Origin of the sequence: Paenibacillus sp. MAEPY2 (assembly GCF_000499205.1) — a bacterium.
GTDB lineage: Bacteria > Bacillota > Bacilli > Paenibacillales > Paenibacillaceae > Paenibacillus > Paenibacillus vandeheii.
The window spans coordinates 20010-30287 of sequence record NZ_AWUK01000046.1 but is presented as its reverse complement, the minus strand read 5'-3'; the positions used below and the strand labels follow the sequence as shown (position 1 = coordinate 30287).

Annotated in this window: 12 protein-coding genes; 4 read left to right on the top strand and 8 right to left on the bottom strand. The window is 43.4% G+C overall.

Annotated features, from left to right (window positions below; genetic code table 11):
- Window positions 1-559: 559 nt before the first annotated feature.
- The 3 genes from rocF to P364_RS0130405 form a co-directional block, all read right to left on the bottom strand.
- Window positions 560-1528, bottom strand: coding sequence for an arginase (gene rocF, locus P364_RS0130415; protein ID WP_081718235.1), 969 nt, complete (start codon window positions 1526-1528; stop codon window positions 560-562).
- A gap of 51 nt (window positions 1529-1579) precedes the next feature.
- Window positions 1580-2773, bottom strand: coding sequence for an ornithine--oxo-acid transaminase (locus P364_RS0130410; RefSeq protein WP_024633779.1), 1194 nt, complete (start codon window positions 2771-2773; stop codon window positions 1580-1582).
- Between the two features lie 131 nt (window positions 2774-2904).
- Window positions 2905-3171: a hypothetical protein gene (locus P364_RS0130405; protein ID WP_024633778.1), complete on the bottom strand. Its 267-nt coding sequence runs from the start codon at window positions 3169-3171 to the stop codon at window positions 2905-2907.
- 156 nt (window positions 3172-3327) lie between these two features.
- Between P364_RS0130405 and P364_RS0130400 the strand changes: the two genes are divergently transcribed.
- The gene (locus P364_RS0130400; RefSeq protein WP_024633777.1) at window positions 3328-3972 is read left to right on the top strand and encodes a GntR family transcriptional regulator; all 645 of its coding nucleotides are present in this window, start codon (window positions 3328-3330) and stop codon (window positions 3970-3972) included.
- 171 nt (window positions 3973-4143) lie between these two features.
- On the opposite strand, the gene P364_RS0130395 is transcribed toward P364_RS0130400, so the two are convergent.
- Entirely contained in the window at window positions 4144-4884 is a 741-nt protein-coding gene (locus P364_RS0130395) for a class I SAM-dependent methyltransferase (RefSeq protein ID WP_024633776.1), read from the bottom strand.
- Between the two features lie 163 nt (window positions 4885-5047).
- Between P364_RS0130395 and P364_RS0130390 the strand changes: the two genes are divergently transcribed.
- Window positions 5048-5407, top strand: a complete 360-nt coding sequence (locus P364_RS0130390; protein ID WP_024633775.1) for a hypothetical protein — start codon at window positions 5048-5050, stop codon at window positions 5405-5407.
- A gap of 280 nt (window positions 5408-5687) precedes the next feature.
- A complete protein-coding gene (locus P364_RS0130385) occupies window positions 5688-6896 on the top strand; it encodes an MFS transporter (RefSeq protein WP_024633774.1) in 1209 nt (402 codons plus the stop codon).
- A gap of 172 nt (window positions 6897-7068) precedes the next feature.
- Here the strand turns inward: P364_RS0130385 and P364_RS0130380 are convergent, their stop codons facing one another.
- From P364_RS0130380 to P364_RS0130365, 4 genes are all read right to left on the bottom strand, one after another.
- Window positions 7069-7296 (bottom strand): cold-shock protein, encoded by a 228-nt coding sequence (locus tag P364_RS0130380; protein WP_024633773.1) that lies wholly within the window; start codon window positions 7294-7296, stop codon window positions 7069-7071.
- Window positions 7297-7493: 197 nt separating this feature from the next.
- Window positions 7494-7694: a cold-shock protein gene (locus P364_RS0130375; protein WP_024633772.1), complete on the bottom strand. Its 201-nt coding sequence runs from the start codon at window positions 7692-7694 to the stop codon at window positions 7494-7496.
- A gap of 387 nt (window positions 7695-8081) precedes the next feature.
- Complete coding sequence (locus P364_RS0130370; RefSeq protein ID WP_024633771.1) at window positions 8082-8318, bottom strand: DUF6953 family protein; 237 nt, start codon at window positions 8316-8318, stop codon at window positions 8082-8084.
- 142 nt (window positions 8319-8460) lie between these two features.
- A complete protein-coding gene (locus P364_RS0130365; RefSeq protein WP_024633770.1) occupies window positions 8461-9246 on the bottom strand; it encodes a CPBP family intramembrane glutamic endopeptidase in 786 nt (261 codons plus the stop codon).
- A gap of 299 nt (window positions 9247-9545) precedes the next feature.
- Between P364_RS0130365 and P364_RS35745 the strand changes: the two genes are divergently transcribed.
- A complete protein-coding gene (locus P364_RS35745; RefSeq protein ID WP_024633769.1) occupies window positions 9546-10217 on the top strand; it encodes a phosphatase PAP2 family protein in 672 nt (223 codons plus the stop codon).
- Window positions 10218-10278 lie beyond the last annotated feature (61 nt).

The window sequence follows — 10278 nt, the reverse complement described above, 5'->3', positions numbered from 1 at the left end:
GTTTTCAAAGATCAAACTTGTTTCGCTACTAAGCTTCGTTCATCTCAGCAACTTTTATATCTTATCACATCCGAACCAACTTTGCAAGCTCTTTTTTTAAGTTTCTTTCGAAGCTTATTCGTTTTGCTTGCCGCACCGTGTTTCTCGTGTTTTCTTGGCCGGACTTAGAATATACCATTTACAGAATCGGAACGCAAGCTTTATTTTCAAAAAAGATTTGAATCTCATTTTCGATAGATAACCCATAACTCTTTCTTCTATTTATAGAGTTATAGAGGCTCCTCGTATAAATACCCAACGCTCCTCATGGGAATAGAAAGTCGCACCTAACCAATAGCCAAACATTACTCTTTAAAGCCAACTACACCTTCATCTGTTAAATAAATCAGAAGCGACCCAATAACAATAGCCAGGGAAGTCACTCATACCTATCCTCAATCAGATGAAGATTGGATGGAAGTAACTGACCCTGGCTCTTATATAACCTCAACTTGAATATGATTGGACCTTACCTTCTATATAAGCATGAATCCACCCTCACACGTAGTAGCTATCGTCCCTATAAGATCCGTTTACCCAGCATTGAAGCAATCAACTCTACTCCGAGGCGGGCCGTATGTCTGTTCTGATCAAACAGCGGGTTAACCTCCACCAGATCCATGGACGTGACTCGATTAGTCGAAGCAAGCAGTTCCAGTGCAAAATGAGCTTCACGGTAATTTAATCCTCCTGGTACCGGAGTACCTACACCCGGAGCCTCACGCGGATCAAGACAATCCATATCAAAGCTAATATGAATACCATCCGTCCCTTCCCCGACTACAGCGAGCGCTTGTTCAACAACCTGTTGTATCCCTATCCGGTCAATATCGTGCATCGTAAAACTTTTAATGCCAAGGGCCCAAATCTGTTCCTTTTCATATTCATCCAGATCACGCAAGCCAATATAGACCAGATTGGAAGGATCAACGAACGGCCCCGCACCCGGAATATGAGACAAGTTAAATGCAGAATGCCCCAAAGCCGCAGCTACACTCATCCCGTGCATATTTCCAGATAAACTACGCTCTTCTGTATTCAAATCTGCATGGGCATCAAACCAGATCACACCCAGTTTGGAATAATGTGCTGACAACCCGGCGAGAGAACCTATGGCCACACTGTGATCCCCACCCAGAACAAGTGGAAAAGCACCTCCTGCTATCGCACCAGACACTTCATTGCATACTCTCTCGCTCACCTGGCTTACCTCGGATAAATATTTCACACGGTTGCGTTCAATTGGAGTAACCGACTCTGAGGGACAATCTACACGGATCTCTTTTGATACATTTAACCCAAGGCTTGCAATTTCACGTTTCAATCCTGCTGTAATTAGTTCATCCGGACCTAACTCAGCACCGCCTCGTGCCCCACCTAATCCAAAAGGAACCTTTATGATGGCAACGTCATGATGACGCAAAAGTAATTGACTTGTTTCATTAGAAGCATTCAGCGTTCCTGCAGATTCCATATCATTGTTTCCCATGTAGGTCAGCTCCTTCGCCGCTTATATGAAGTAATGAAAGAAAGTTTTGATTCAGTCACCCAGCACCTGAGCAATTCGTTCCAGTGCCCAGTCGATCTCAGCCTCCGTGATGGTCAGTGGTGGCGCAAAACGGATCGTTGTCTCATGGGTTTCTTTACAGAGCAGTCCAACAGACATTAATTTCTCACAATATGGACGTGCAGGTACATGCAGATCTACACCGATGAACAACCCTCTACCTCGAATCTCACGCACAGCCGAACTGCGAATTCCCTGAAGCTGTTTCATAAAATAGTTTCCAAGAAGCTCTGATCGCTCTGCAAGCTTCTCATCTTCCAGAACTTCCAGCGCTGCAACAGCCACGGCACAAGCGAGTGGGTTACCCCCAAATGTGGAGCCATGAGAACCCGGTTCAAACAAATCCAGTATTTCTGCATTAGCAGCAATAGCCGAGATGGGCATTACTCCCCCGCCCAGTGCTTTACCCATAATCCAGATATCCGGCTCAACCCCCTCCCAATCAGAGGCAAAACGGCGTCCCGTTCTTCCGAATCCAGTCTGAATCTCATCCGCCACGGTTAGCACCCCATGCTGCTTGCATAACGTAAAGGCTTCAGCAAGATATCCTGCAGGCGGAATGACAATACCAGCTTCCCCCTGAATGGGTTCCACAAGAAAAGCAGCCGTGAATGGTGTGATCGCCAGCTTCAGCGCTTCAATGTCGCCGTAAGGAATGATCTTAAATCCGGGTGTAAACGGTCCAAAGTCTTTTTTGTACTCTTCTGAAGATGAGAAAGAGGTGACGGTCAGTGTTCTTCCATGAAAGTTCCCTGAGCACACGATGATTTCAGCTTGGTTTTCCGGTACATCTTTGCAGCGATACGCCCATCTTCGTACTGCTTTCACAGCTGTTTCGACCGCTTCCGCACCTGTGTTCATGGCCAAAATTTTGGGTTTACCCGTAAATTGCGAGAGCTTCTGATAAAAAAGTGATGCCGCACTGCTGTGAAATGCCCGTGATGTTAATGTTACCCGATCCGCCTGATCCTTCAGCGCCTGAATGATTGCTGGATGTCTGTGCCCATGATTCAATGCCGAATATGCACTTAACATATCCATATAACGGCGACCTTCCGGGTCTTCGACCCATACTCCCTCCGCCTGCTCAATGACGATAGGGAGCGGATGATAATTAGGTGCAGCATAACGTTCCGACCAATCCATTAACATTTTCGAATTTGACATATACTCCCAGCACCTCTCTTTGATTATATTGTATACAAAATACAATATCAATGTATGCTTCGCCACGAGCATTTACGACTCCTGCTTACTTTTTCCGCTATCACCTAATTTAACAGTCCTTCTTCTCGTTATCAGGATATTGAAAGCCTGCGTTCCAGCCAGGTAAGCAGGTTGGCCAACGTAAATGTGATTACAAAATAGAGGGCAACAGCAGCAACGAGCTGGGCAAGCGGGTGTAAGGTAATCCCTTGAACAGCTCTGGCTGTAAAGATAATCTCAGCAATTCCGATCATGGAAGCAAGTGAGGAATCTTTAATGATAATAATGAATTCATTGCCGATAGCCGGAAGCATGTTACGAAAGGTCTGGATTTCCATAAAAAGTAATTTACGCAACATGGAGATAACACTATTTTAGCTCATTAAGTTTGCTTGCCCAACTCTCCCCTCGGTGTTAAGATGATAAAAACTTGAAACTCCCGAACGGCGCACCATTACAAGGCTTACCAACCTCACACATTCAATCATCACTATATAAAGAAGGGGGGATTCGGTATGGAGGCACCCAAATACCGGTCCTTGAAAGATCACGTTTACGATTACATTGCGCAGAAAATTCAGGATGGGACATTGCTCCCAAATCAGAAGATTAATGAAGCGGAGATTTGCAAAAAGCTGGACATAAGCCGCACGCCTACCCGGGAAGCCTTATTCCAGCTCGCTTCTGACAATCTTTTGCAATATATCCCACGCAGGGGATTTATCGTTACTCCTTTTGATGCTGGCAAAAAACTGGAGTTCTCCCAGGCCATTGGAGCGCTTGAGGCACTTGCTGCTACGCTTGCTGCAGACCACCTCAAACCGTCAGAGCTTCTGGAGATGGAAGCCCTTGTTGCACGAATGGATGAAGATATTACCCAGCTTGATCTGACTGCATACAGTAAGAATCAATATCAATTCCATAACCTGTACATCCAGCGCTGCGGCAACGCGACTGTCATCGAGATGTTAAACACCTTAAAAAACAGCTTTATTCGTCAGTCGTATGTTAGTGACAACAAGCCGAGGCTATCCGGTGTGCTTAATGAAGTAAATGAAGAACATCGCCAAATTTTAAGCGCTTTTCGAGCCAAGGATAAACCACAACTGGAAGCCCTGCTGAAGCACCACTGGCGCATTATCGACAACGATATGTTGTAATGGTTGACCCAGGTCTTGAGTGAACGCACTTTCACACTCATTGGATAAATTTAGAGTCCGAGAACAAAAAAAGCAATCCACATTGGAGTGGGTTGCTTTTTTAGATGCAGATTTGGCACCAACCAACTTTGCTGATCCATGATGGAGTATTCTCTCCGCTAACAGACAATCCTACCGTTTCTGTTTACTTCCGTTATCCATTGGTGTCTTTGCTTCAAAAACCGCATAACCCAGCCTTTTTCCATATCTCGCCAGCAAACGATCATTCGTGCGACCCATACGCTGCACATGCTCATCCTCAAACAAGCTCATATCCATCTCCCGATGAGGATCATGATCCACGCCCCACTTTCCCATCGAACGAGATTGTTCCTTGACCAAGACTTCAGTGAATCCACTCTGTCTGAGACGTTTCTTCCATGTGGTCATGGTTGCCAATGTCCTAATTCCATAAAATTGTTTCAGCCTACGACTCATCACCTCAGTTTTCCTTCCGGATAACACCATCTCCCGGTCAATAAAGAGACCACCTGGTTTCAATACTCTCTTATATTCCGCAAGGGTACTTCGCCACTGGGTGAAAATGGTGACCGATTCTACAAATACCACATCAAAATAATGATCCGGAAAAGGCAATGATTTCACATCCGCCTGAATAAAACGAATATCCAAGCGCTCCCGCCTTGCGCGGCGCACCGCTTTCTCCAACATCTGCCGATTAAGATCAACGGCTGTTACCCGATAACCGTTTCGTGCCAAATAACAAGCCGTCCTCCCTGTACCACATCCCACCTCAAGCACCTTGCTATGCGCAGGCAGAGACAGCATATCTAACAGCTGCATCGTTGCTGTAAACCCTCCTGGATGGGCACTCCCTTCTCCAAGCCGGGCCAGCAAATCATGATAATCCATGACATCCCCTCCCTTTTCACTCCCTCCAGTGTATGAACAGAACTAAAAACGGCTCCTCCCCATCTAATATCCGGGTACTCGTCCATACCAATCGGTCTTCTTTTTACTATGATATACAAACCGTTGATTTCAAGCGGCAACCGCACTAATGAGGAGGATTTACATGTACAGAATTAATCCGGTATGTGAAGAGACGGTTTCTCCGCACGTTGGCCGTTCCGTTTGTCTCGTTATGAACGACGGTAAGCATATGTATGGTACGCTTAGTCAATGTCGTGATGGCAAAATCTATTTGGACGGATGTTTCGAGGGACCACGGCTGTGTTCAGTCAAATCCAAAGAGCAGCTTGTAAAAAGCAGCAAAAAAAACGCAGTTGCAACAAAGAAAGTTAAATCTTCAGCCTATGGTCCTTATGGCTATGGAGGATACGGTGGGGGATACGGTAGAGGTTACCGTCCTGGAGCAGGGATTGAGCTGGCTCTGGTAGCAACGCTGTTCCTGCTTCCATTCCTGTTCATCTAAGCTTTTCGCCCAGTTTACGATTTTGTCAGAAATGAATGTACCAAAGATCAAAGAACCTTCTCGCTTTAAGGCGATTAGGTTCTTTTTTTTAAAGTAAATGAAAAGACAATTGACTAGCAAGAGGCGTCACATCGAAATGTTAATTCCATTCCATATAATTGTAAAAAAGAAATATATTGACGAATTTTAGGTGTTATGAGATATTTCAGAAAACATGAACGGATTCATAATATGCAGGTGTGTGATACAAAACTAAATAAATATTTATTGGGAGGAAGCTATGATCGAAAGCAAAAAATTTGTAGCAGGAATAGCTTTTATTACTGCGATTTGTCTTCTTGGAAATGCAATGCTTTATGTTGTACTACCGATATATTGGAGAGACTTTGGACTTAGCAGTTTATGGGAAGCAGGTGTTTTACTTTCTATAAACAGGCTATTAAGGCTTCCCCTAAATCCATTAGTTAACTGGTTTTATAATCGCTTTGACAAAAAAACGGGGGTAATTGTCGCAATAATACTAGCGTTTATTTCTACACTGTCTTACGGATTTTTAAAGGGATTTATTTGGCTGTTAATTATGAGGTGTGTCTGGGGAGCTGCTTGGACTTTATTGCGGATTGGCGGTTTGTTAACCGTCGTAGAGTTGTCGAGCGATAAAAACCGGGGTGAATTGATGGGGACATATAATAGTCTATGGGGGCTTGGCCATTTAGGCGGAGCTTTACTAGGTGGATTATTGACCGAGTTAGTCGGTCTCAAATTTGTCACGATAACATTCGGAATAATAGCTCTACTTTGCATACCGCTCGCTTACCATATCATTCCACATGGAATATCTCGACCGATTAAAAAGGAAATACCTACTAAATTGATTCATCTGCTTTTCGAGAAAAAAAACAGACCTTTGTTTCTCAGTGGCTTTCTTATACATATGATTTACTTCGGGATTATTGCATTCACCCTTAGCAGGATTGTTGAGTTCCATATACCACATAATATAAGTGTGTTAGGGTTACTTATAGGCGCAGCGTCTATATCTGGTATCATTCAAGCTCTGAAGTCGGGTTGGGAACCTTTTGTATCCCCAAAAGTAGGTAAATTAACAGACACAAAAGGAATTAGAAGTCCCTTATTAGCGATGGCATTGATTTCAACCGCTTTTACCTTGGTGCTTATATCAATTCCTACCACTATTTTCTTAGCTATCTTCATACTTTTGGTTATGCAATTCATGTCAACCATAGCCACCACTTTATGTGACACATTAGCAGCAGACAAGACGGCTAAAGAAAACCAGAATAAAACCGAAATTATGACGGGTTATACGATTGTGACTGATCTTGGGGTTGCAATAGGACCTTTATTGGCTTCTCTTTTTGAACAGAGCCTCACACCTCTATATGTCGGAACAGCAGTTCTACTTATCGGTTTAGGGATAAGTGTTTTAAAATCCACCTCAACAGAAGCTACCGATCCGTCTCGATAAAATCATGTTATTTTCCTGGATACTACCCACTCCACCACTAAGTGTACGCGCATATAAAAAAGGCATTCGCCAAAACGAATGCCGGGAACTTCATATTTAATACCCTTACCTTTGTACAAGATGTCAGGTTGAACTTAAAAAAAAACACCTCGTTAGAGGCGGGTAAGCTATGTTAAATCCGATTTCCTTTAGGCATCGTTTTCAGATTGCTATTCGAATTTTCAAGCAATGGCAGCATCCTGGTCGTGCTAACCATCTCAGAAGCACATATCGGACAAGTAGGCACGCTATCAAACGCAAAATTGTCCCGCATCCATCCTTTGCACGTATCACTCGTACATTCCCAGATTGCCGCATCCGCTTGTGGAATCTCTTCCAACGGTTTTTTGCGATTATACATGACTTCTACCCCCTTTGTTATGGAAAAACATCTAATCCGACGTTATTTCACAGAAGCCACTACTTAGCGGAAGTTTTGTCCCGTACGGACTTCTGTCTCGACAACTATTGGGCCGACTTTCATTATAACTACATAACTGCTCATAAAAAAGAAGCTGCCTTTACCATTATAACATGTTAAAGGCAGCTATGCTTTAATTACAGTTTTACAACTTCTTCTGCTTGAGGACCACGGTTTCCTTGTACAATTTTAAATTGCACGCGTTGACCTTCGTCCAGCGTTTTGAAGCCTTCGCCTGTAATAGCGCTGAAGTGTACGAATACATCTTCTCCGCCTTCAACTTCGATGAAACCGAAGCCTTTATCAGCGTTGAACCATTTTACTGTTCCGTTTTGCATGTGAATTACACCTCCAAATAAAGATTAACATGTTCCTTTGTTCTTTGCAGCAAGCAAATAAAAATTCACACATTGAAAAAGGTACCAGTCATAACCTATAAGTGATCGCCCTTTACAATATGTGAATTAGGTTTTCCACTCTCTACAACTTGTTTTTATTATAACTCCGTTTCCACCAAAAAGCAAATCTTTGTATTTTCTTTTCAAACAGCTTTGGAAATACATGTTATTCGCACGCGCTGGAGCAGGGTTTGTCGCTTGCTCTACGCTCATTGCGGTCTTATGAAAGGATATGCAGATCCGAACCAACTTATACATTTTCTTAAAATATTTTGACATGCATATCCAATACAGCCATGAAACATGAACGAATCACAGGATAACACATTAGGTCCAGGCCCACATAAAGGCATCACGATCCCATGCAATCTGCCCACCATGTAGCTTGCGGAACGCTTTCTTCACTTCTTTTGATAAAGAAGCATTTCCATTCTCATTCACAAATACAAATTCTTCTCCAAAATTGGACTTTACATATTGAATTGCAGCTTCCTGATGAAGCGTACCGGTAAACTTAATCTCCTGCACCATCCATTCGGCCACTGCCTGTGCTGTCTTTTCCACAATATCACCTATTTATTTATCCATTGTACGGGGACGGGCTTCGGATTATGAACAAGCCTGTCATACCGCCAGACTGAAGTATACCATGGATCCCAGGGCTGGCGGTACTCAGAATTATGCAGCAGATGATGCCAGGCCCTTTTTAATGAACCACCGAACTCCCCGATATATTACGCTCTGAAGAAGAGGACTTCGTTCGAACGCTAAATGTTAACCATACGCAATAAGCAACCAACACAACCAATATGAAGAGATCATAGGAAAGTGTTCCGCTATCTTGCCGGTCATTGCCTAGAAATTGAATCAAATTATGTATGAAATGAAACAGGATAAGCGGTACGATATTACCGTTTTTCAACATTAACAGTGCGAGCGCTGCTCCAAGCAGTAATGCATAGATCAGTTGCAGAACGGTATCTGCCATACTCTGGCCGGATAATGCATTCATGATATGAGTGATGGAAAATAAAACACTTGAAGTAACGACTGCCGCAACTGCACTCTTACGAAGTAATGTTTTGAAAATAAGTCCACGATAAATGGTTTCCTCCACGAAGGCGACAAGTAAGGTGAAAAAGATAAAAAAGAGCACCTTCGACAGGGTTAATTCCGTAAATCCTTTCAACGCAAGTGTACCCAGTACAAGGAGTAGCGGAATATAATACTTTGCATGACTTACCGGGATAGTTCTTAAGGAGCGAAATCCGGTTTCCCCCCACTTGCGTCGCAGGGTGAGATAAATAATAAGCACGAGAGCAATGGGAGTAAACGACATCAGTACTGGTGAAGTGTAGTCCAGCTGCTTCACGGTTGCAATCGCTCCTGCTGTGAAAACCGCCAGTAAAAGGAGCAGTTCAATGATCACTACCGTCAGCACAGGTCTACGCACGGAAAAGGATTTGTTTTGCCTGGATTGCGAGTTTTTCATAGATTGTACCCGCCTCGTTTCGTATTTATTGGTTGTCATATGAACTCATAGCGCAAGTTAGTTGTATCATATCTATTGTATAATCGGGTATCCTTTTCTGGATAAAACTATAAAAGTAACAAAAAAGAGAATTCCTCTTACAGCTTTTACCTTACAATCAGGTATGGCTCAAGTACTAATCTGTCCATTATAGTAGTAATGGAATGAATCGTTGCAGGGGTACGTCACATTTGCAACGTCATATATATGGAGCGTAAGATGCACGCTGCGAAAAGAAGAACGAAATCAGGGGGATACGTATGAAGGCTTTATTTATGCGCTGGGGACATTTGCTGGCAATTTTATGTATACCGCTTCAAGGCTCCATTTATGTTTTGTTGGGCAGCAACACCGGAAGTGATGTCTTCTACAACTATGCCTGGATTGATACACAGATTCCTTTTATCAAAGAATTTATTTATCCCTATGTCAGTTGGATGCCGATTCTGTATCTTGGATTTCTCTATTTGGGTCTGACGAACAAATCGCTATTCTGGCGTGTGCTAATAACCTATAACGTAGGAGTGATCGCAGCCAACGTCGTTTTTGCGGTCTTCCCTACTTACGTACCACGACCGGAAGTTATCGGAACAGGTCTGAGCAGTGCACTTGTACAATTTATCTATACCAATGATGCTCCATTCAACTGTTTTCCGAGCATCCACTGTCTCACAAGTTATCTGCTCTTCATTATCATTAATCGTCACTTGAACTTCAAACCACTGGCGCGGATCTCCTGGTCGGTATGGTTGTGGCTAATTATTGCTTCGACGGTATTTGTGAAACAGCATTCACTGCTGGATGTTGCAGGTGGAATTCTCTTTGCGGAAGCAGCGTACTGGGCTGTCCATGTATTTGCGGTTCGCACAGGTTTGGCAAGCAAAAAAACAAAGCAGCCACTCACGGCTACAAATACAAGCAGCAACGCTTAATATACGATTTATATTGCAAAGGCAGGAGTCATTCAACTGTCATGAAACCAAAAGGAGGGCC

What these genes read in the sequence shown, in the direction of transcription:
- P364_RS0130385 (WP_024633774.1), top strand. Translation starts at nt 5,688, where the DNA reads ATGATCGAAAGCAAAAAATTTGTAGCAGGAATAGCTTTTATTACTGCG.
- rocF (WP_081718235.1), bottom strand. Translation starts at nt 1,528, where the DNA reads ATGGGAAACAATGATATGGAATCTGCAGGAACGCTGAATGCTTCTAAT.
- P364_RS0130395 (WP_024633776.1), bottom strand. Translation starts at nt 4,884, where the DNA reads ATGGATTATCATGATTTGCTGGCCCGGCTTGGAGAAGGGAGTGCCCAT.
- P364_RS35745 (WP_024633769.1), top strand. Translation starts at nt 9,546, where the DNA reads ATGAAGGCTTTATTTATGCGCTGGGGACATTTGCTGGCAATTTTATGT.
- P364_RS0130410 (WP_024633779.1), bottom strand. Translation starts at nt 2,773, where the DNA reads ATGTCAAATTCGAAAATGTTAATGGATTGGTCGGAACGTTATGCTGCA.
- P364_RS0130400 (WP_024633777.1), top strand. Translation starts at nt 3,328, where the DNA reads ATGGAGGCACCCAAATACCGGTCCTTGAAAGATCACGTTTACGATTAC.
- P364_RS0130405 (WP_024633778.1), bottom strand. Translation starts at nt 3,171, where the DNA reads ATGTTGCGTAAATTACTTTTTATGGAAATCCAGACCTTTCGTAACATG.
- P364_RS0130365 (WP_024633770.1), bottom strand. Translation starts at nt 9,246, where the DNA reads ATGAAAAACTCGCAATCCAGGCAAAACAAATCCTTTTCCGTGCGTAGA.
- P364_RS0130390 (WP_024633775.1), top strand. Translation starts at nt 5,048, where the DNA reads ATGTACAGAATTAATCCGGTATGTGAAGAGACGGTTTCTCCGCACGTT.
- P364_RS0130375 (WP_024633772.1), bottom strand. Translation starts at nt 7,694, where the DNA reads ATGCAAAACGGAACAGTAAAATGGTTCAACGCTGATAAAGGCTTCGGT.
- P364_RS0130380 (WP_024633773.1), bottom strand. Translation starts at nt 7,296, where the DNA reads ATGTATAATCGCAAAAAACCGTTGGAAGAGATTCCACAAGCGGATGCG.